Origin of the sequence: Geomesophilobacter sediminis, assembly GCF_016458275.1 — a bacterium.
Taxonomy (GTDB): domain Bacteria; phylum Desulfobacterota; class Desulfuromonadia; order Geobacterales; family Geobacteraceae; genus Geomesophilobacter; species Geomesophilobacter sediminis.
The window spans coordinates 346,059-365,352 of sequence record NZ_JAEMHM010000004.1; the positions used below are offsets into that span (position 1 = coordinate 346,059).

Sequence of the window (19,294 nt, forward strand, 5' to 3'; positions counted from 1 at the left end):
ACGAACAGGTAAAGTAAAGCCACCGGCGGCACTCAGGCCACCGGCGGCGGGAGACGGGTTCCCGTCCTCAGATCCGGAAGTTTCTTCCCAGGGAAAAGGCGCGCCGGTTCGCCTCGTGGAACCGGGCGTCCAACCGCTCTTCCAGCCCACGGAGCAGCGACGCTTCGGACACGAGGGGGAGCTGACCGCTCAATGCACCGAGAAGGATGACGTTGGCGTAGACCGGGCTCCCCAGCTCATCCTGGGCGAGGGCTTCGGCGGGAAGCGGCAGGTAACGGGCCGGAACCGCGGCATCGGCGACAAAGGTCTCGGGATTGTGCAGGATCACGCTCTGCGCACCGCAAAGTCCCTTGAACTTGTCGTGCGCCTCCCGGGAGAATGCCAGGAAGAAATCGGGACGCTCCACCACCGGGCTGGCGATGAAGCCGTCGGAAATGACCACCTGGCTCCGTACATACCCGCCCCGGGTCTCGGTGCCGTGGCTGATCAGCATAGTGGTATAGAGCCCCTGGTTCACTGCCGCCTGCCCCAAGATCTGACCGATGCGGACGACCCCCTGCCCGCCGTACCCGCTGATCAGGATCTCCACCCGCTCAGCCATGCTGCACCTCCCCGTTTTGGACCCGCGCCACGAAACCGCGCAGAGCCTCGGTAAACTCCGGGCGTTTTCCGACCCCGTCGTGGACCACGCCGGTAGCGAACCGCTTATCCCCGCCGGCGGCAACCCCTTCGGCGGTCTGGTCGCGGAACCAGTCGTAGATCCGCCCCAGGTCCCGCGTGCCGAGCGCCTGCACTCCGAAGTGGGTGACGCAGGGATAGACGAGCTGCACCAGCGAGAAGCCGCGGTTTTCGATGGCCCGCTTCAGGCTCGTGACCGCCGCCTCCCCCTGCAGCACGGTATGGCGCGCCACAAAGGTGGCACCCGCCTCACGCACCAGGCGGAGGACGTCGTGCCCACCCTCGGTCCAGTTGGGCTCCCAGGCGCCGTACGGGCTGCTGTCGGTGCGGCTCCCCACCGGGGTGGTGACCCCGTACTGGCCGCCGGTCGACTGGTATCCGAGGTTGTCGAAGACCACCACGGTCATGTCCACGTTGCGCCGGGCGGCGTGAAGGAGATGGTGCAGACCGATGGTGAAGGCGTCCCCGTCGCCGACGGTGAGGATAAGCCGCTTTTCCGGAGGAAGCGCCAGGCGCACCCCGGTCGCCAGGGCGTAGACCCGGCCATGGGTTCCGGCGAAGGTGTCCCCCTTCCAGGTGACGAAGGTCTGGCGCCCCGAGCAGCCGATGCCGGTCCCCCAGACGACGTCCCCCTGCCCCAGCCCCAACTGGTCTATCGCCTCCAGCACGCGGCGGTGGGCCAACCGCAGGCCGCACCCTTTGCACGCAGTGCCGGGATTCTTTTCCGGCCGAACGTATTTCTCCAGCAGATCGTCACTCATGTCACCATTTCTCCGTCCGCCAGGCGTCCCGGGTAAGGGCGACGCCCGCCTGAAGTTGCCGCACCGTATCCAGCAGTTCCGCCACCGAGGGTAGCTCGCCACAGCGCCCCCAGAAATGGACCTCGCTTCCCGCAGCAGCCGCCCGCCTGACCTCCCGCACCAGTTGTCCGTCCCAGTTGAGCTCTACGGTAAGGTAGATCGCCTTGCGGGAAAAAAGCGCATCCTGGAAGGGCCACAACGAGACGGGACGGATGCCGCCGACCTTCAGCCCCTGGGCGCGCCCCGCCTCGACCGCGCTTTGCACCACCCGGGAAGGGGTGCCGTAGGCGACCAGGATCACCTCCGGGTCGTCGTCTACCGACCAGGTCTGGGCCTCGTCGATCAAATCCCGGTGGTCCAGGATCTTGTGGATCAGACGCCAGGCGTGTTTGTGCTGCCAGGTAACGTCCTCGGTATCGTGGCCGCGGTCGGTGGGAGTCCAGTCCGAAGCCGCGGCGCCGGTATTGTGGCCGAGCACCACCGGCGGGATGTCGATGTCGGAACTCGCCGGATAGAAGACCGGACCGGGATTCACCCGGCGTTCCACCCGTTCCAGCCCCATCTCGCGCGCCTCGGCCTCGCTCTCAGGGGTTTGCAGGGTCTCCCAGCCGTCGGTGACCATCTGGTCGGCCAGGACGATCACCGGAGTGCGGAACCGCTCGGCCAGGTAGAAGGCGCGCACCGTGAGCCGGAAGGCATCCTGGACCGAGTTGGGGGCGAGGACGATGGTCTCGTAATTACCGCCGTGGGTCAGGTAGCGGGAGAGGTAGAACTCTCCCTGTCCCGGCGCGCCGGTGATGCCGCTTACCGGTCCGACCCGCTGGGAATTGACGATCACCACCGGAATTTCGCTGCTAACCGCCCAGCCGAAGGGATCGGCAAAGAGGATGAAGCCCGGCCCCGAGGTGGCGGTCATCGCCTTGAGCCCCCCCAATGAGCCGCCGTTGCAGATGTGCAGGGCGGCGTTTTCGTCTTCCGCCTGGAGGTAGAAGCCTCCCTCCTGGGGGAGCCGGCGCGACATGTTTTCGGCGATCTCGGTCGCCGGGGTGATGGGGTAGCCGGCAAACAGGCGGCATCCGGCCCACAGGGCCCCTTCGGTGATCGCGGCGTTTCCGGTGTCGAAGGTACGTTTCATGGATGAACCTTTTGCTCCTTGAGCTGCGTGTAGACCTCCAGCAGGCGGCGACGCTGCACCTTGCCGCTGGGGCCGCAGGGAAACTCGGGAATGAAAAAGACCTCGCGGGGGACCTTGTAGCCAGCCAGGTGCTCGCGGCAGAAGTCGCGCACCTGCTGCGTAGTGAGCCGGCTCCCTTGCCGCAGGGTGATGAAGGCGGTTACCTCCTCCCCATAGAGCTGGTGCGGCACCCCTACCACCCCGACGGTCTCGACTTCGGGAAGCCGGTGCACCACCTCTTCCACCTCGCGCGGCGAGATCTTCTCCCCGGCCCGGTTGATGAGCTCCTTCTTTCTGCCGGTGAGAAAGAGGAAGCCGTCGGCATCGAGGTAGCCGAGGTCCCCGGTATGGAACCAGCCGTTCTTAAGCGCCTCCCGGTCCGCGGCGGGATTGTCGAGATAGCCGGCGAAGACGTTCACCCCGGCGATGACCACCTCCCCGACGGTCCCGGCGGCAACCGGGTGCCCGGCTCCATTGAGAACCTGGAGGCGATTTCCCACCGGGATCCCGGCGGACCCCGGTTTTCGGGAACCCGGCGGATGCGGGTTTGCGGTCACCTGGCAGGCGGCCTCGGAGATCCCGTAGGTCTCGATGACCGGGATCTCGAAGCGCCGCTCGAACTGCTTCAGGACCGGCACCGGCAGGGGGGCCGACGCCGAGCGGGCGAAGCGGAGCGTGGCCAGGTCCTCTCGCGGGGGATCGGGATGGGAGAGGAGGAGCGAGAGGATGGTCGGTACGGCGCTGAACCACGTCACCCGGTGCTCGCGGATCCACTCCCAGAACCTTCCGACCTCGAAGCGCGTGGGAAGCAGCACTGGCATCCCGGTCAGGAGCGGGGTGAGCAGGGTCACCACCAGCCCGTTGATATGGAACAGGGGCAGGATGCAGAGGGCGACGTCGTCGGGAGTCAGTCTATGCGCCTTCCGGACGAAGCCGGCGTTGGCCAGGAGATTGGCATGGGAGAGGACCACACCCTTTGGGGTACCGGTAGTCCCGGAGGTGAAGAGGATCAGGGCCGGATCATCCGCCGTCGCTTCGCGCCCCTCACCGTCACGCCGGTCGATCGGTTCGCGGCAGTAGATGGCGGTGCCGTTCAGATGCGACGTAAACCCACCATCCAGCCGGCTCCAGACGCCGCGCAAGGCGGCGGTAATCGCCGGTCCGAGATCGCTGGGGCAAAGGATCAGCCGGGCCCCGGAAAGTTCCAGCGCCTGACGAATCTCCTCAGGTGTCAGCCGCGGGTTGAGCGGTACCGCCACCGCTCCGACGCTGAATACCGCCATGAGCCCCAGGGCCGCAGGCACCCCGTTGGGGAAAAGAAGCGCCACCCGGTCCCCCGCCCCCGCACCCAGCTCAGTCAGCCGCACCGCCAGGGCAGTGGACTCCCGGTAGGTCTCGCTGAAGCTCAGCGTCACCTTGGCATCGGGAACGGACAGGAAGGGACGGGCTCCGAGGGCATGATGTTGCCGGCGCAGCAGCGTTCCGATCGTTTCAGCGTGTTTCATAGTCGATACTCCTGCCAGGCAGTGCGGCACGGAGGGCCGGGAGCATAGTTGAGCCGGCGCCCCTCCAGATCGTAGATCACCGCGGAAACCGTGGTCAACTCGCCGGCGTGACTGCAGATCGGATGGGCTCCCGCGTGATCGGCAAGAAACGCCTGCAGCTGTCTCGCGTCAACGTCCGCGCCGTCGGAAAGGAGAGACACCATCCGTCGGTGCCGGGCGAGGCCCCCTTCCCGGTCCCCTTTCAACGGCGCCGGTTCGCGCAGGTTGATGAAATGGTTGGTCCGGACGGTCACCGGAGCAACGGTCTGTTCGACGCAATACCAGGGATAAAGCTCCTCGATCACCGCTCCCCCCTGCGGGGTCATGATGACGATGTTCCCCCCCACCAGCGGCAGCTGCTGGAATTCAGCCGCCGTCCGCAGGGCCGAGGCGAGGTCCGAGCAGCGCCCGAGGATCTCCTCCACCAGCACGCCGCGCGGGGTCTTCTTTGCCAGGGCATCGGCGAGAGAGACCGTGTCGGCGAAGGTGACGGCAACCGCGACCCCCGCCTCGTTGATCCCGCTATTGAGCCCCCGCTCCCCTGGTGCCGCCTGCCCCCTGAGACCCAGGTAGCAAAGCCGGCCCTGCCGCGAAACGATCTCCTCGAACGGGTCGCTCTCCCCCCACAGGTCTCGGGTCTTGAAGAGAAACCGTCCGGTGACGGCACCAAGAGTACACATGGGAGGCTATTTCAGTCCCGAGCGCTTCAGGTAGCTCAGGTCGAAGAGGTCGTTGATGGCGAACTCCTTCCTTAGCACCTTGTTCTCGCGCAGGAAGTTCTTCACCTGCTCCAAGGCGGCGACGTCCTGGTTCGTGATCGCGAGGGACCAGTCGTAGCGCCGGGTAATCTTGGCGATCACCGGAAGCGGGTACTTGCTCTCAGCCGCAATCGCTTCCTGGGCCGCCTTGGGATGCTTTCTGAAGTAGTCGACGGCACGTTTGGTTCCCCTGAGGAAGGCCTCCACCAGCTTGGGGTTCGCCCTGGCAAACTCGTTGCGGGCCAAATAGACGTTGACGGAGCGCTTGATGTTGGTTGAGTCGGCCAGGACCCGGCCTACCCCGGAGTGGACGATGTTGCCGGTGATCGGCTCCCAGACCGCAGCCGCGTCGATGTTCCCGGTCTCCAGGGCTTTCGATAACTCGGTAGCCGGAAGGTTCACCACGTGGACGTCGGTGGGCTTCAGCCCGTGCTTGGCCAGGAGCAGGAAGAGGAAATGATGACCGCTGGAGCCTACGGGGACACCGACCTTTTTCCCCTTGAGTTCCGGCACCGAGTCCACGAAGGATCGGGCGCCGACCAGCAGCGCGTTGTGGGCCGGATCGATACCCGAGTTGGCGATCACCTTCAGGTCGATACCCGCCGCTCGCCCCGCCACCGGCGGCATGTCGCCGGTCTGGACGAGATCGAGCCTCCCCCCGGAAAGGGCCTCGATCATCGGCGGCCCCGCCAGGAAAAGGTTGTATTTCACCTTCACCCCTTCCTTGGCGAATTCTTCGTCGTAGAACCCTTTCGATTTTGCGAGAAGGATGATGGTGCTGGAGGCCTGGTAACCGATCCGCACCTCTTTCGCCGGCTCTGCGGCGCCAGCCACGGCCGCGATCACCAAAGCCCCGAGGGCGATTGCTGCTGCGATCACTTTTTTCATCGTTTTGCTCCTTTCTGCGGTAGACCGGATTTGATCGGTCAGATGGCGTAGGCGAAGGGTCGTTGCACGTCTTCGAAGAACTCCGCATAGATTTCCTTGCGGATCTGAACGAACTCGTAGGCGCTCCGGTCCCGGGGACGGGGAAGCGGCACCGGGACCACCCGGCGGATGGTTCCGGGACGACTCGACATGACCACCACCCGGTCTCCCAGGTAAATCGCCTCATCGATGTCGTGGGTTACCAGGATCATGGTGGTCCGTTCGGTCTCCCAGATGCGGAGCACCTCCTGCTGCATGGTGATCCGGGTCATGGCATCAAGGGCGCCGAACGGCTCGTCGAGGAGCAACACCTCGGGCCGGTTCATCAAGGCACGGGCTATGCTGACCCGCTGCTGCATGCCGCCGGAAAGCTGATGCGGGTACGCCTTCTCGAACCCCTTGAGTCCCACAAGCTCCAGATGTTGCTCCACCAGCTCCCGCCGCTCGGCGTTCGGAGTCTCGGCCCGGCAGCCAAAGGCGATGTTGTCCCAGACCGTCATCCACGGAAGAAGCCGCGCCTCCTGGAAGACCATGCCGCGCTCAAGTCCCGGGTTCCGAATCGGTCTTTCCCCTAGCCTGACCTCGCCCGCGGTGGCGGTTTCCAGGCCGGCGACGATCCGGAGCAGCGTGCTCTTGCCGCAGCCGCTCGCTCCGACGATGGAGATGAACTCGCCCGGCCGGGCGACCAGGCTCACCTCCGAAAGTGCCTGCACCACGTCGGAAGCGACGCTGAACTGCTTGTCGAGCCGGTCGATGACGAGCGATTTCCCTTCTTCGGTCTGCATCTTGCTCCTCTCCCCTCACTGCAGGTTCGCGTTCCATCTCAACAAGCGCCGCTCCAGCCTGCGGATCAAAAAGTCGATCGCGAGGCCGGTTACCCCGATCGAGACGACCCCAACCAGCATGACGTCGGCCTGCGAGAGTTCCCGCGCGTACATGATCAGGTAGCCCACCCCCGCCGAAGCAGCGATCAGCTCGGCACCGACCACGCTCATCCAGGCAATGCCGATGCCGATGCGCATCCCGGTGAAAATGGAAGGGAGCGCGGCGGGGAGCACCACCTTGAAAAGGAGCGTGGCGCGGCTTTTCTGGAACACCTTGGCGACCTCGAGGATCTTCCGGTCGGTGTTGCGGATGCCGTGCACCACGTTCAAAAGGACGGGCCAGAAGCTCCCGATGGCGATGACGGTGATCTTGGACCCTTCGTCGATCCCCATCCAGAGGATGAGGACCGGGACCCACGCGATAATCGGGATCGGACGTAAAACTCCGGTAATGAGGGAGACGGCCCGCTCCGCCCACGGATTCAAGCCGACGACGAGCCCCGCGACCAGGCCGAAGCCGGCCCCCAGGGTAACCCCCTTGGTCACCCGCCAGAGGCTTACCAGGAGGTGGTGGATCAGTTCCCCGGAGGCGACGAGTTCCCGTGCGGTGGCCCCGATCGCACTGGGTGCCGGGAGTATGGTCGGCCGGACCAGCCCCCTGCGGCTCAAAAGCTCCCACAAAACCAGCAGAACCAGCGGGATCACCAGCGGCAGGAGATAGCTGAAACCAAGCCTGCGGGCACGCTTTGGGCCGAGCGGTTTTGGAGGCGCCGCGGCCGCGGTGGTGCCAAGATATTCCAGTTCGATCTCGGCCATCAGCGCGCCGCTCCCGGGGAAGCGGCCAGGAAGCCGAACTGGTTGTCAACGTAGAGTGCAAAAGTCATCTTGGCTCCTCCTGAAAATGAAAAAGGCCAGACGATAGCGGGACAAAAATGTCCCGTATACCGTCTGGCCTCCAGTGTCTCTGGTCAGCCATCAGTGGTGAACTGATGGGCAGACTACCACCGGTGCACAGGGAGAGTCAAGATAAAAACTATATGCCTATAGTTTTAGTAGTTTTATGGCGGGCGATTGTCCTCGTTGGCGCCCCCCTCTTCCAGTGCCTTGCCCAGATGGGGCCAGGAGCGGATCAAGGGAACGGGAGATACAGGCGCAATCCCGGCGCAATGCTGAGTTCATCCACATGCCCCGAGACCCGCCCGTCCTCGCTGGCAAGGTGCATGTGGATCGCGCTCTTGGCGGGGGTGAAGATGCCGCGGTGGTCCAGCGAATGAAAGCCGATGATGGCCACGGTGTCGCCACGCAAAGTGAAACTGACCTTGGCCGCCTCGTGCCGCTCCGGCGAATGGGGGAGCCCGTCGGTCTTGTTCAGCACGTGGAATACCACCAGGTCGGGAGCTCCCCGCAGCAGAAACGGAAAAGGGCGCCCCGAATTGATCCCGTACTGGGCCGCAAGCCGGGGCAGGGCTTGTTCCAGCCCTGTTTCGTCGACGATCCCGGCCGGAAGGTTCACCAGGCGCCAGCGCGCCACCTGGCTGTACACCAGAAAACAGGCGCGGTTCAGGAAGCTCTCCTCCACCTCCAGATCGCCGTCGGGGAGCACGCGTGCGATATGGGGGCGCGAGTCCACGATGGTGACCTCTCCCTTGACCTCGGCAAGCGGTCCGAGGGCGTACAGAGAGGAAAGCCCCTCAAGCGGTTCCAGGTCAACCACCCCGCGGATATCTCCTCCCAGTACGTCACGCTGGGCACCCTCCCACTTCACCTCGAATCCTGCGCCTGCGGTCCCGGAACCGCTGCGGCAGGAGCAGGAACCGAGCGAGCAGCCGGGCAGCGTTTCATCGGCGCCCATCATCCCCTCCCCTTCACCGCTCCGAAGACGGCAAACCGGCTGTTCTTGTGCAGCAGATCGACGCGGGTAAAGCCGACCTCCCGGAGCAGGTCCAGCTGATAGGTCACCGGACGCGGGGTGTCCTCGCGCTCGATGATCCCGAAGATCCCGTCACGGTATTCCTTTCCCCCGATCGATTCCAGGTGCCGTCCGTGGCTGGCGAGCATCAGCTGGGCCACTTCCGGGATCTCGTGGTCCACGAGGTCGAACATCCAGAAGCTCCCGCCGGGGGCCACCAGCTGGAAAATTTTGGAAAACACCCGGTGCCAGTCGGGGTCGTCACGCAGGTGGTGGAGCACCGCCGAGGCCACCACGATATCGAAGGCCCGGTCGAGGTTCACCTCCCGAAGGTCCGATTCCAGTACGGTTACCGAGGCGGCACCGGCGGCAAGCGCACGTTCCTGCGCCCGCTTAAGCATCGCCGGGGCGAGGTCGACCAGCGTCACGTCCAGGCCGGGCCTTTGCTGCAGGAGCTTCACCGTCCAGTTCCCCGCCCCGCACCCAAGATCGAGGAGAGATTGGGCCTTCGGGTTCACCGCAAGCGCCGCCGAAGCGACCAGTCCGAGGGCGACGGTGGAATCGACGGCCGCTTCCTGCCCCTTGTCCAGATCGGAAAAGCGTTCGACGTCGCTATTGAAGCGGTCCTTTATCTGTTGTACGGTCCGTTTGGTCATTGCCGGTCCCCAAGGAGCTCCTCGGCTACCGACTCGACTTCCTGCAGCAGCTCGCGGTTCCCCGCCACATCCTGAGGGTCGGTCGCCCCTACGGCGCGGATCAGGCGGGCCGTGGTGAAGTTGTTCCGGGCGAGAAATCCGGAATGGCGCGGGAAGACATCGGCGAAAAAGGCAGGATCCGGGTGCCCCTGGGTCTGGATGAAGACGAGCTTTTTCCCGGGGGCGAGCCGGCTCGGCGTAGCCGAGGTCCGGAAGTCGGGCTTGAAATAGGAGAAGCTCCGGTCGACGAAGCCTTTCACCTGGGTGGTGACGTCGCCGAAAAAGACCGGCGTGGCCAGGAGCAACAGGTCCGCAGCGGCAACGTCGGCGAGGACCCCGGTGAGCCCGTCGTTCAGCACGCATTCATCTCGCGTGGTCTTGCAGGCGTAACATCCCTGGCACCCGCGCCAGGTAAGGGCGTTCAGCTCGTGGACCACGATCTCCGCGCCCAGCTGTTGCGCCTTGTCGATGAAATGCCGCGCCAGCAGGGCGCTGCTGCCGTTGGACCGCGGACTTCCCAGAAGTGCTACCACCTTCATGCTCGTGCTCCTTTTGTCGTGAGGTATGCCTCCTGGTCTAGCGCAGCGAGAGCGCGCTGAAGAGTACCGGAAGCGTGCAAAGTATCAGAAAAACCGCCTGGGCGCCGAGAGAAATCCGGACCAGGCGCCGCTGCAGAGCGGGAAGGGTTTCGGCGAGACTCGCCACCTTTCGAAACGGCTGCAGCAGACCGACTCCCATCCCGGTCACCGCGGCGATCAGCAGGGAGAGGTAGAGCGGGTATCCGAAAAAGTAGTATTCAGGGTCCAGGATACAAAACGGACAGTGGTGCGAGGGAAGCTCGTAAAGGTAGGGGGAGACCACCGAGACCACCGCGGCAAGTGCCACGGCGAGGTGCACGAGGTTCGCCCCGCCGAAGAGGTATCCCCCGATCCCGCGACGGAGGAATGCGCCACCGGCAAGCAATAGCAGAACACCGCTGCCGTAAAGAATTCCGAGCATCGGCAGTGGGGGGGCATTCACCACCTCCGTCGCCAGGTTGCGGGAAGCCGGGCTGAACAGGGCACCGCAGCACGAGGTGATGATGTCGGGATCGAGGTTCAAAAAGAACAGCGTCTGCAGCCCCGCCTCGAGGGCGAAAAAGGGAGCCACCAGCGCCAGCAGCAGGTATTTCACCCGGATCAGCGGGTAATCGTAGCCCCGGCTGTCAGCGTGGTTCAGGATCAGCCAGAGCCCGGCCAGCAGGAAGTTCACCAGCTTGAGGGCCAGGGTCGGGTACCCGAACGCGTTGACCGTCAGGGTCCCGACGGCGCACATCGCCCCCACGAAGAGATGGCAAATGCTGTCGGCGGTCCGGATGAAGAGAAACAGCGACACCAGCTGGAAGGCGAGAAAGTAGCTCAGTACCGTCGAGACCAGATAGGTCTGGCGCTCCAGGACGAGCTGCGTCTCGCTGCCGCTGGCAAGGTTCCAGTACCGAACGATCCCCATTCCGAAGCAGGCGGCATAGACCACCATCGTGGCACAGAGGAGAGCCGAGATCTCGAGCGCCAGAAGGGCCGGGTGCAGGATCATGCCCGCTCCGCACTGCCGGCCACTGCGCCGTCACGCAACTCGACCACCCGGTCGGCGAGGTCCGAGTCGTAGACGATCGGGTCATGGCTTGCCAGGATCAGGGTCTTCCCGTCCGCCTTCAAGCGTCGCATGATCGCCATGAACTCCTCGGAGAGGCGCAAATCGAGGTGGGCGGTCGGCTCGTCGGCGATGATCACCGAAGGGTCGTTGATGAGGGCCCGGGCGATCGCCACCCGCTGCGCCTCTCCCCCGGAGAGCCATTCCACCTTGGCCTCCGCCTTTGCCGCAAGGTCGAACAGATCGAGGGTGGCCAGGGCACGCCGCTTGAGCTCGGCATGGCGTTCACCGAGCGGGTAGGCGGGGATCATCACGTTTTCCAGGGCGGTCATCCCCCGGATCAGGTTGAACTGCTGAAAGATGAATCCGAAGCTGCGGCGCCGGATATCGGTGAGGAAGCGCTCGGGAAGGCTGGTGATCTCGCGCTCCTCCAGAAAGATCCTGCCCGTGGTGGGGCGCGCCATGCAGCCGACGATACCCAGCAGGGTCGTCTTTCCCGAGCCGCTCGGCCCCTTGAGGATGGTGGTTTCGCGCCGCTGGAGGTCGAAGGAGACCTCCTTGAGGGCGGTGAAGGCGTTGGGGCGCCCCTGGTTGAAGACCTTACCGATGTTGCGAGCGGAAATCATCGTCACCTCTAGCGCAGGACCGCATCCGGGTCGATGGTGGCTGCCCGCCAGGACGGGACGATGGTGCTCACCGAATAGGGGACCACGACCAGGAAGAGGATCGCGCCGAGTTCGCCGAAGTCGACGGCCGGTATCAGGCGGAAGTTCGGGTAGAGGGTGGACCACCCCTTAAGTACCGGGGCAAACAGAAAGGAGCCGCCCCAAAAGACGTGCAGGTAGCCCAGGGTCACTCCGAGCAAAAAGGCGGTGAAGGAGACGGCGATCCCTTCCCAGAATTTCATGGCGAGGATGTCGGAGGTCTCCCACCCCACCGCCTTCAGGACACCGATCTCCTTGCGTTCCTCGGCGGAAAGCCCGGTCGCCTTGTCCCAGGCGAAGATGACGAAGGCAAGCCCTGCCATGCCGCTTAAGACGGCGACCACTCCGCCCCGCCAGTTGAAGAGCGCGTCGTAGGTGCGCAGGATCTCGTCGCGCACGATGGGGCGCGTGTCGGGAAAGCGCTGACGGATCTTTTCCGCCACCGTGGCGAACTCCTTGGCGTTGTGCACGGTGAGGACGAGATCGGTTGCTTCCCCATCCGGGATACCGGAGAGGGCGCGGTAGTCCCTTTCCGAAATGAGGATGAGGTCGGCAGAGACCAGTCCGGCACCTTCCGGCAGGACCCTGGCGACCCGGTAGCTCTGCGCCGCACCGTCATAGCCGGTAAATCCGATCTGGTCGCCAGGGTTGGCGTCGCGCAGGGTTGCGATGCCGGAACCGATGACGATGGTCCCCGGGTCCGGCTGGTTTTCGGCCGGGACGACCAGGGTGTAGTTGGCCCGGGAGTTCGCATCGTAGTAATAGCCCCAAAGGCGCGGGCGGGCCGAGGAAACCCCTCGGATCTCGCCGATGGCCCCGGCATATTCCTTGGGAATGGGGGCATAGCGGCCGGTGAGGGAACGCTGCACGGTGATCTCCGGTGCGTCCTTAAGCACGAGCTCCGCCTCGCGACGCAGGGCGTGACCGAAAAAGAGTGCCGATGCCAGCAGGAACACGACCAGCGTGTACACCGCCACGAGGGCTCCGGTCTTACCCTTGCGCCGCAAAAGTGCCGCCAAGGTGAAATCCAATATGTGGCGCTGTCGGTCCAGTCCGCGTGCCATGGTTCCTCATCCGTTTCGGGAAGAATTTCCCACCGTTGCCACCGCCCAGGGCATAACTAAAGCCCTATCGGGTCCGCCGCATCAAAGATGCCGGCGGATGATGCTCTCCAGCCGTTTGGAATCGACGACCCCGATCAGCTTTTCCCGCAGTTTGCCGTCCTTACCCGCAATGAATATGGTAGGGAGGACCTTGATACCGAACTGTTTGGTGCCGACTTTCAGGTCGTCGTCGAGCAGGACCCGGTACGGCAGGGCGTTCCCCTTGATAAAGGTCGCCGCAACGTTTTTTCCCTGCCCCTCGTTGACGGTCACCAGTTCGAACGGCTTTCCTTTCAGCCCTTCGATGAAGCCCCGCAGTTTGATCAACTGCTCGGTGCAGCCGCACCGGTCGTTCCAGAAATAAATGACGACGGTGCGTCCCCGGGTCCCTCCCGTGTCTACCTTATTCCCGGCAAGGTCGGTCAGCCGGATCGGCGGCACCGGGTCACCAATCCGCAATGACGCCGCCTGGGCGGTCCCTCCCAGGAGCAGAAGCAGCAATGTGGCGACGTAGCAAAGTCTCATGATCACTCCGCGTTAGAGCGAGGTCGACGGGGAGATGGCGTCCGCCACCGGGCGGGTGTCGGCGGGGACGCGAGCCTCGGCGTGAGGGTGGTTCTGCAAAAGCTCCCAGATCTTGTGACGCACCCATCCGAACTCGGCCGAGGAGCGGATGTCGCTGTTGTGCCGGGGCCGCGGCAACTCGATCTTGACAATCTCCCGCAGCGTTCCCGGATTGGCGGTCAGAACCGCCACGCGGTCCCCGAGAAATGCCGCTTCCTCGATGCTGTGGGTGACGAAGATGATCGTCTTTCCGGTCTCCTCCCAGATGCGCAAAAGCTCGTCCTGGAGGTTCTCCCGCGTCTGGGCGTCGACTGCCGCGAACGGCTCGTCCATCAGCAGCACCTCCGGGTCGTAGGCAAGGGCGCGGGCGATCGCCACCCGCTGCTTCATTCCCCCGGAGAGTTCGTGCGGGTACCGATCTGCGAATCCCTCGAGCCCCACCAGTTTGATGAACCGGTCGCTGATCTCCCTGCGCTGGGATTTGGGAACTTTCTTGATTTCCAGGCCGAACTCGACGTTCTTACGGACGGTACGCCAGGGGAAGAGCGCATACCCCTGGAGGACGATGCCGCGGTCGAGGGCCGGGCCGGTGATCCGTTTGCCGTCGATGAGGACGTCCCCGGAGTTGGGATGGGCAAGCCCCGCAAGGATGTCCAGCAGGGTCGATTTGCCGCACCCCGACGGCCCGACCAGGACCAGGAATTCTCCCTTGCGCACCTCCAGGTTGATGTCCTTGAGCGCCACGAAGTCGCGTGCCGCCTCGCCCCGGGCCTTTTTGAGATGGAAGGTGCGGTTGATGCCGCGGACCACGATCTTGGCGCCGTCGTTCGGCGCGGTGGTATCTACTGCGGTAGCCATGATATTTCCTCCAGGTTGCTGGTTTCTTGGTGACCTTCCCCGAAAAACAGGGGTTACAGCGGGCCGCCGTACTTGTAAGCGATGTCTTCCATGAGGGCCAGACCGCCGCGGTACCCTGCGTAGGTGCGGTCGACGATAAGCCGGTCGTAGGCCGGAAACGCGACGCTCAGCTGCATCGCATCCAGCTCGTCCACCGCGAGGTACTTTTCCAGCGAGCTCGCCAGGACCAGTTGCACCGTGTGCTCCCGCAGCAGCAGCCGGATCTTGTGGGCGTCGATCTCGAAATGCACCTCCGGCTTCACCGCGCTCTCCAGCCCTTCGGTCAGGCTGCGCACGATCTCCTCGCGGGACTCCTCGGGCGGATCGTCGGTGACGATGACAATCTCGGGGAGCCAACCAAGCTCGTTGCTCCCGTAGCGGGTGAGCCCGATGGCGGTTCCGGTGTCGGCCACCACCGCGGTGTAGGCGTTGGGAAGCGCCATCATCGCGATGTCCGCCATGTATTCGGCGAAGCGGTAGGTCCGTGCCTCCTCCTTGGCTATGTACGCCTCCACCCGGGAGCGGCGCAGCTGCAGCCGGCGCGCCAGGAACTGGAGGAACTGGGAGGTGTCCTTGGGGCCGACCGGCACCGAGGGGATCACGGCAAACGGGGTGCCGAACTTCTCCTTGAGCTTCCGCGCAGCCGGCACCCCCGACCAGGGGGAAAAGACCAGGTTGAGCTCGGCGGACGGGATGCGGCGCAGGGCTTCCAGTCCGTCCGGCTCGGTGAAGATCATGTTCGCCTCGACCCCGACCGCCGCCAGGAGGTCCTTAAGCACCTGCAGATTCCCCTTCCAAAAGATGTGCTGGTACGGGACGACGCCGAGGAGGTTCACCCGCTTGCGCACCACCGTCTGCGGGGTGAGCAGCTGGTCGATCACCGCGTCGAGGTACTGCTCGTACCCCTTGTACGAGTTCCCCACAAACCCGGCGGTGTTGACGTGGAGAATCGGGACTTTTTCCCGGAACTCCTTGACCACGGCCCCGACGTCATCCCCGATCAGTGCGGGGACGCATCCGGAGACGACAGCAAAAAGGTCGCCGCGCACCAGCTCGGTGGTCGACTGAATCAGGGCGCGCAGCTTATCTTCCCCGCCGAAGACGGCATGCTCTTCGACCAGGCAGGAGCAGGGAGTGCTGGTATTTCCCTGCGGGCCGGCACCGTTGAGCCCGGCGGCGAAGTTCTGTCCGAAGTTCTGCGACATGCCGCAGCCGGCCCCGGAGTGCAGGATAGGGACCGCCCCGAAGGTAGCGAGGGTGGCCATGTACGCGCCGCCAAGGGCGCAGGAAAAACGGGGCGCCTCGGCGATCCCCGGGTAGCGGTTTTCTTCTTTGGGGCGCAGCGCGGTGACGGTTCCCATCGACTCAGGCCTCCTTCTTAATGTAGTGCAGCGGATCGGTCTGTTCGTACCACCAGTCCTGGTAGGTGTCGGGGGTCTTGGCGAGCATGGTCTTCTGGAACGCCTTGTTCTTCAGGCTCTGCAGCAGGAAGTTGCCGTAGGCGATCGCTCCCTTGTATCCCGCCTGGGCGCTCCAGCGGCGCGCGTCGCCGCGCAGGGCATGGATGCGGGTCGCCCCCTTCTCCCTTTTGTAGGCGCTCCCCTGGAACGGGCAGGTCAGCGCCACGTCGGGGTCGTAGCTTCGGGTGATGTGGGAAAGCTCCGCCGCCTGGAAGGTGTTCACCAGGACGTCGAAATCCCCCGCCTGGTCGATGATTTGCTCCACTTCGTCGAGAACCAGGTTGTCGAAGTCCTGGATGATGGCAGCCGGAGAGGAAACGCCGATCTCTTCGAAATAGGGAACCTGGGTCAGCAGCCTCCCCTGCCCCAGCGAGCCCAGGATCTCGACCTTCTTCCCGTCCGGGCGCAGCCGGGCGAAGTCGGCACGGATGGCGTCCATCTTGGGGACCCAAGTGGCCCGCTCCTCTCGGATCAGCTCCTCCACCTCCCGTTCCTTGCCGGTGAAGCGCGCGATGGTGCGGAGCCATTCGTCGGTGTGATCGATCCCTACCGGCGACGGGTACATGAAATAGGGGACCCCGAACTCCTGCTCCAGCCCCTTGGAAAGGTAGTCGGTGTAGGTCGGACAGATCGGGGCGGTGACGGCCGCTTCCCCCATGATCCGCAGCTGTTCCACCGTGGCGAACTCGGGGATGAAGTTGGGGCGCAACCCGATCCGGTTCAAAAGCCGGGTGATCTCCTGCCGGTCCTGCCACGTGTAGGAGAGCATGCTGGCGATGTTCACCAGGTCCGGCTGCTTCTTGACCGGTTTGCGGACGAGGTACTTGAGCACCCCGTGCCAGAAAGCGTCGTACGCGGTCTGGATGATGCGTGATCGGATCCCCTCGCAGTGCACCGGGACCAACGTGGCCTCGACCTCCGCCTGGACCTCGGCCACCACCCCCTCGATGTCCTCGCCGATGATCCCTGAGGTACAGGAGGCAAGAATGAAAATCGCCTCGGGGTTGTACCGGGCCTGGGCCTCCTTGATGGCGTGGCGCAGTTTGTCCGCGCCGCCGTAGACCACATCCTTCTCGTCGATGTTGGTGGTAAGCCAGTGCAGGTCGAAGTCGGTGGGACGCCCCTCGCTCGGGGGGATGCGCCGGTACACCTCACGATACAAAAGCGAGGTGGATGAGCATCCGACCGGCGCATGCACGATCATGACCGCATCGCGGATGGTCACCACCCGGGTCGTCAGATAGAAATTGAGGACGCAACCGGAAGACTGCTGGAACTCGCGTTCCTGGTTGACGAGGCTCCCGGCGCGGACCTCCCGTACCAGGTCGGTGGCCTTTCCGTAGTAGGCGTTGATCGCCCCCGCCCGCTGTTCGCGGTTGGGGCAGGTATTTGCCTTGAGATCGATGGTCATCGCTTCCTCCCTAAAAGAAAACGGTGGCACCGGCGCCGGGGCGCCGGGGCGTTGGCAGGGTCACTACTTTTTGGAACGTTCGGCCAGCACCTGCAGGTTGATCTTCTCGATGTCGTGGGTGACCAGATTCGCCGTGGTCACCTTACCCTTGGGAATCACCCGGTTCGTCTCCAGGTCCCTGATCCAGGGGGCGGAGAGCTTCTCGTCGATCCTGGTGACTTCGGAGTACCAGTGGTTGCCGGTTACCGGCACCCCGATCGCCTCCTCGGTAAGCTTCTGCGCCTTGAGCGGGTTTGCGTTGGCCCAGCGCTGCGCCTTGGTCATCGCCCTGGTAAAAGCGGCCACCTGCTGGGGATGCTTACGGATGAAGTCGTCACGGAAGATGTAGTAGGTAAGCCCCGCAGAGGCGCCGAGACCGGTCTCGAAGGTGTCGGCCACCTTGTGGGCGCCGGCGTCATGCATCCCCTTGTAGAACGGCGGGTGCACTTCGGAGATGTCGACCAGGCCCTGCTTGAGCGCCTGGATGGCCTGCACGTCCGGCATGGTCACCCACTCGAACTTGCTGCGCGGGATGCCGTACTTGTCGGCAAGGAGGTTGGTCTCGAAATCAGCGCAGACGTTCTTGGTTATGGTGGAGATCTTGATCTTGCCCGGAATCTTCTTCAGGTCGGAAAACCGCTTGATCTCCCGATGTTTCTGCGGGTTGACGTACCAGAACATGTGCCGCAGCTTTTCCGGGATCTTGGGATCGGTCGGCTCCAGTCCCCCCTGGAGAACGCCGGTGACCTGGGCTCCCCCCGCCTTGGCCACGGCGATGGTGTTGGGGTGGAAGGTCCCTACGTCGTTGTTGCCCCGCAAAATGGAAGGAATCTGCAGGGCCGGCTGAGTCTCACCGGTGTACTCGAGCCGGATTCCCTCTTCCGCCAGGAAACCCAAGCGGTCGGCGACGGTCCATGGGGTCACCGAACAGTCCTTCCTGGTCCAGGTCTTGATGACGAACAGATCTTTCTCCGGTTTGGCCTGCGCTTCATGCTGCAACACCAAACCGCCGAACCCGGCGAGAACCGCAAGGCCGGCAAGTACCGCAACCACTCTTCTCTTGTTGCCGATCATCTTTGCATCCTCCGTTTCAATACTCCCCGAAAGTGGGGAGGCGGGTCTCCCCTAGCTGACCTTCTCCTCGCGGTCGAAAAGGGGGGTCGACAGATAGCGCTCGCCGGTGTCGGGGAGCACGACGACGATGAGTTTCCCCTTGTTCTCGGGGCGGCTCGCGATCTGCAGCGCCGCGTGTGCCGCCGCGCCGCCGGAGATGCCCGCCAAAAGCCCCTCATCGGCGGCAAGCTTGCGGCTGCCCGCAAACGCCTCCTCATTCTTCACCTTGTAGACCTCGTCGATGATCCCGGTGTTCAAGACGTCGGGGACGAAACCGGCCCCGATCCCCTGGATCTTGTGCGGCCCCGGGCTCCCACCGGAGAGGACCGGTGAGTCGAACGGCTCGACCGCGACCACCTTCACCTTCGGGTTGCGCGCCTTGAGCACCTCCCCCACCCCGGTGATGGTCCCCCCGGTCCCCACCCCGCCGATCACGATGTCCACCTTGCCGTCGGTGTCGTTCCAGATTTCCTCCGCGGTGGTGGCGCGGTGGATCTCCGGATTGGCCGGGTTCTTGAACTGGGACGGGACGTAGGAATTCGGGGTCTTGGCCGCCAGCTCTTCGGCTGCCTCAATGGCCCCCTTCATCCCCTTGGCCCCCGGGGTGAGCACGAGTTCGGCCCCGTAAGCCTTGAGCAGGTTGCGCCGCTCCACGCTCATCGTGTCCGGCATGGTGAGGATCAGCCGGTAGCCGCGCGCCGCGGCCACGAAGGCTAAGGCGATGCCGGTGTTGCCGCTGGTAGGCTCGATGATGACGGTGCCGTCCTTGATGAACCCCTTCTCCTCGGCGTCCTTGATCATGGAGAAGCCGATCCGGTCCTTCACGCTCCCGCCGGGGTTGAACGACTCCAGCTTGGCCACGATCTGGCCTTCGGCCTCCCAGCCGTAGCGCTGCAGACGCAGCAGCGGCGTACCGCCAATGAGATCCGTCAGGTTGTTGAAAATCTTAGCCATGGTGCTTCCTCCCGAAATTCCTGGTTAAATTGCCGCCGCCTGGCTCCGGACCTCACCGGTTTCCATGGCAAGGAGAGTGTCCGCCCACTTGAAAGCCCACTCGTGCAGCCC

20 protein-coding genes are annotated in these 19,294 nt (G+C 64.3%); all 20 read right to left on the reverse strand.

Annotated elements, in window-relative coordinates:
* Positions 1-67: 67 nt before the first annotated feature.
* The gene (locus JFN93_RS06585) at positions 68-601 is read right to left on the reverse strand and encodes a 2-oxoacid:acceptor oxidoreductase family protein (protein WP_199383199.1); all 534 of its coding nucleotides are present in this window, start codon (positions 599-601) and stop codon (positions 68-70) included.
* Entirely contained in the window at positions 594-1,439 is an 846-nt protein-coding gene (locus JFN93_RS06590; RefSeq protein ID WP_199383200.1) for a thiamine pyrophosphate-dependent enzyme, read from the reverse strand. Before JFN93_RS06590 ends, JFN93_RS06585 begins: the two co-directional genes overlap by 8 nt.
* A 1-nt stretch (position 1,440) precedes the next feature.
* Entirely contained in the window at positions 1,441-2,613 is a 1,173-nt protein-coding gene (locus JFN93_RS06595; RefSeq protein ID WP_199383201.1) for a hypothetical protein, read from the reverse strand.
* Positions 2,610-4,157, reverse strand: coding sequence for an AMP-binding protein (locus tag JFN93_RS06600; RefSeq protein ID WP_199383202.1), 1,548 nt, complete (start codon positions 4,155-4,157; stop codon positions 2,610-2,612). Before JFN93_RS06600 ends, JFN93_RS06595 begins: the two co-directional genes overlap by 4 nt.
* Positions 4,154-4,876, reverse strand: coding sequence for a carcinine hydrolase/isopenicillin-N N-acyltransferase family protein (locus JFN93_RS06605; RefSeq protein ID WP_199383203.1), 723 nt, complete (start codon positions 4,874-4,876; stop codon positions 4,154-4,156). Before JFN93_RS06605 ends, JFN93_RS06600 begins: the two co-directional genes overlap by 4 nt.
* A 6-nt stretch (positions 4,877-4,882) precedes the next feature.
* A complete protein-coding gene (locus JFN93_RS06610; protein ID WP_199383204.1) occupies positions 4,883-5,842 on the reverse strand; it encodes an ABC transporter substrate-binding protein in 960 nt (319 codons plus the stop codon).
* 38 nt (positions 5,843-5,880) lie between these two features.
* Entirely contained in the window at positions 5,881-6,666 is a 786-nt protein-coding gene (locus tag JFN93_RS06615; RefSeq protein WP_199383205.1) for an ABC transporter ATP-binding protein, read from the reverse strand.
* Positions 6,667-6,681: 15 nt separating this feature from the next.
* Positions 6,682-7,521 (reverse strand): ABC transporter permease, encoded by an 840-nt coding sequence (locus tag JFN93_RS06620; RefSeq protein ID WP_199383206.1) that lies wholly within the window; start codon positions 7,519-7,521, stop codon positions 6,682-6,684.
* Between the two features lie 313 nt (positions 7,522-7,834).
* Entirely contained in the window at positions 7,835-8,560 is a 726-nt protein-coding gene (locus JFN93_RS06625) for a hypothetical protein (RefSeq protein WP_199383207.1), read from the reverse strand.
* A complete protein-coding gene (locus JFN93_RS06630) occupies positions 8,557-9,270 on the reverse strand; it encodes a class I SAM-dependent methyltransferase (protein ID WP_199383208.1) in 714 nt (237 codons plus the stop codon). The genes JFN93_RS06625 and JFN93_RS06630 overlap by 4 nt, the downstream gene beginning before the upstream one ends.
* On the reverse strand, positions 9,267-9,848 hold the full coding sequence (locus JFN93_RS06635) for a flavodoxin family protein (RefSeq protein WP_199383209.1): 582 nt from the start codon (positions 9,846-9,848) through the stop codon (positions 9,267-9,269). Before JFN93_RS06635 ends, JFN93_RS06630 begins: the two co-directional genes overlap by 4 nt.
* A 37-nt stretch (positions 9,849-9,885) precedes the next feature.
* On the reverse strand, positions 9,886-10,881 hold the full coding sequence (locus JFN93_RS06640; RefSeq protein WP_199383210.1) for a hypothetical protein: 996 nt from the start codon (positions 10,879-10,881) through the stop codon (positions 9,886-9,888).
* Complete coding sequence (locus JFN93_RS06645) at positions 10,878-11,564, reverse strand: ABC transporter ATP-binding protein (RefSeq protein WP_199383211.1); 687 nt, start codon at positions 11,562-11,564, stop codon at positions 10,878-10,880. The genes JFN93_RS06640 and JFN93_RS06645 overlap by 4 nt, the downstream gene beginning before the upstream one ends.
* A gap of 8 nt (positions 11,565-11,572) precedes the next feature.
* A complete protein-coding gene (locus JFN93_RS06650; RefSeq protein ID WP_199383212.1) occupies positions 11,573-12,706 on the reverse strand; it encodes an ABC transporter permease in 1,134 nt (377 codons plus the stop codon).
* An 81-nt stretch (positions 12,707-12,787) separates the two neighbouring features.
* Positions 12,788-13,270: a TlpA family protein disulfide reductase gene (locus JFN93_RS06655; RefSeq protein ID WP_199383213.1), complete on the reverse strand. Its 483-nt coding sequence runs from the start codon at positions 13,268-13,270 to the stop codon at positions 12,788-12,790.
* Positions 13,271-13,282: 12 nt separating this feature from the next.
* Positions 13,283-14,167 (reverse strand): ABC transporter ATP-binding protein, encoded by an 885-nt coding sequence (locus JFN93_RS06660; RefSeq protein ID WP_199383214.1) that lies wholly within the window; start codon positions 14,165-14,167, stop codon positions 13,283-13,285.
* Between the two features lie 53 nt (positions 14,168-14,220).
* A complete protein-coding gene (locus tag JFN93_RS06665; RefSeq protein ID WP_199383215.1) occupies positions 14,221-15,567 on the reverse strand; it encodes a nitrogenase component 1 in 1,347 nt (448 codons plus the stop codon).
* A gap of 4 nt (positions 15,568-15,571) precedes the next feature.
* Complete coding sequence (locus JFN93_RS06670; protein ID WP_199383216.1) at positions 15,572-17,077, reverse strand: nitrogenase component 1; 1,506 nt, start codon at positions 17,075-17,077, stop codon at positions 15,572-15,574.
* Between the two features lie 63 nt (positions 17,078-17,140).
* Positions 17,141-18,190 (reverse strand): ABC transporter substrate-binding protein, encoded by a 1,050-nt coding sequence (locus JFN93_RS06675; protein WP_199383217.1) that lies wholly within the window; start codon positions 18,188-18,190, stop codon positions 17,141-17,143.
* A gap of 51 nt (positions 18,191-18,241) precedes the next feature.
* Positions 18,242-19,183, reverse strand: a complete 942-nt coding sequence (gene cysK / locus JFN93_RS06680; RefSeq protein ID WP_199383218.1) for a cysteine synthase A — start codon at positions 19,181-19,183, stop codon at positions 18,242-18,244.
* Positions 19,184-19,294: the final 111 nt, after the last annotated feature.

Excerpts from the sequence above, each read along its gene's own strand:
- JFN93_RS06660 (WP_199383214.1), bottom strand. The coding sequence starts at position 14,167 with ATGGCTACCGCAGTAGATACCACCGCGCCGAACGACGGCGCCAAGATC.
- JFN93_RS06665 (WP_199383215.1), bottom strand. The coding sequence starts at position 15,567 with ATGGGAACCGTCACCGCGCTGCGCCCCAAAGAAGAAAACCGCTACCCG.
- JFN93_RS06670 (WP_199383216.1), bottom strand. The coding sequence starts at position 17,077 with ATGACCATCGATCTCAAGGCAAATACCTGCCCCAACCGCGAACAGCGG.
- JFN93_RS06590 (WP_199383200.1), bottom strand. The coding sequence starts at position 1,439 with ATGAGTGACGATCTGCTGGAGAAATACGTTCGGCCGGAAAAGAATCCC.
- JFN93_RS06675 (WP_199383217.1), bottom strand. The coding sequence starts at position 18,190 with ATGATCGGCAACAAGAGAAGAGTGGTTGCGGTACTTGCCGGCCTTGCG.
- JFN93_RS06585 (WP_199383199.1), bottom strand. The coding sequence starts at position 601 with ATGGCTGAGCGGGTGGAGATCCTGATCAGCGGGTACGGCGGGCAGGGG.
- JFN93_RS06650 (WP_199383212.1), bottom strand. The coding sequence starts at position 12,706 with ATGGCACGCGGACTGGACCGACAGCGCCACATATTGGATTTCACCTTG.
- JFN93_RS06605 (WP_199383203.1), bottom strand. The coding sequence starts at position 4,876 with ATGTGTACTCTTGGTGCCGTCACCGGACGGTTTCTCTTCAAGACCCGA.
- JFN93_RS06630 (WP_199383208.1), bottom strand. The coding sequence starts at position 9,270 with ATGACCAAACGGACCGTACAACAGATAAAGGACCGCTTCAATAGCGAC.
- JFN93_RS06595 (WP_199383201.1), bottom strand. The coding sequence starts at position 2,613 with ATGAAACGTACCTTCGACACCGGAAACGCCGCGATCACCGAAGGGGCC.
- JFN93_RS06620 (WP_199383206.1), bottom strand. The coding sequence starts at position 7,521 with ATGGCCGAGATCGAACTGGAATATCTTGGCACCACCGCGGCCGCGGCG.
- JFN93_RS06625 (WP_199383207.1), bottom strand. The coding sequence starts at position 8,560 with ATGATGGGCGCCGATGAAACGCTGCCCGGCTGCTCGCTCGGTTCCTGC.
- JFN93_RS06600 (WP_199383202.1), bottom strand. The coding sequence starts at position 4,157 with ATGAAACACGCTGAAACGATCGGAACGCTGCTGCGCCGGCAACATCAT.
- JFN93_RS06610 (WP_199383204.1), bottom strand. The coding sequence starts at position 5,842 with ATGAAAAAAGTGATCGCAGCAGCAATCGCCCTCGGGGCTTTGGTGATC.
- JFN93_RS06645 (WP_199383211.1), bottom strand. The coding sequence starts at position 11,564 with ATGATTTCCGCTCGCAACATCGGTAAGGTCTTCAACCAGGGGCGCCCC.
- JFN93_RS06635 (WP_199383209.1), bottom strand. The coding sequence starts at position 9,848 with ATGAAGGTGGTAGCACTTCTGGGAAGTCCGCGGTCCAACGGCAGCAGC.
- JFN93_RS06640 (WP_199383210.1), bottom strand. The coding sequence starts at position 10,881 with ATGATCCTGCACCCGGCCCTTCTGGCGCTCGAGATCTCGGCTCTCCTC.
- cysK (WP_199383218.1), bottom strand. The coding sequence starts at position 19,183 with ATGGCTAAGATTTTCAACAACCTGACGGATCTCATTGGCGGTACGCCG.
- JFN93_RS06615 (WP_199383205.1), bottom strand. The coding sequence starts at position 6,666 with ATGCAGACCGAAGAAGGGAAATCGCTCGTCATCGACCGGCTCGACAAG.
- JFN93_RS06655 (WP_199383213.1), bottom strand. The coding sequence starts at position 13,270 with ATGAGACTTTGCTACGTCGCCACATTGCTGCTTCTGCTCCTGGGAGGG.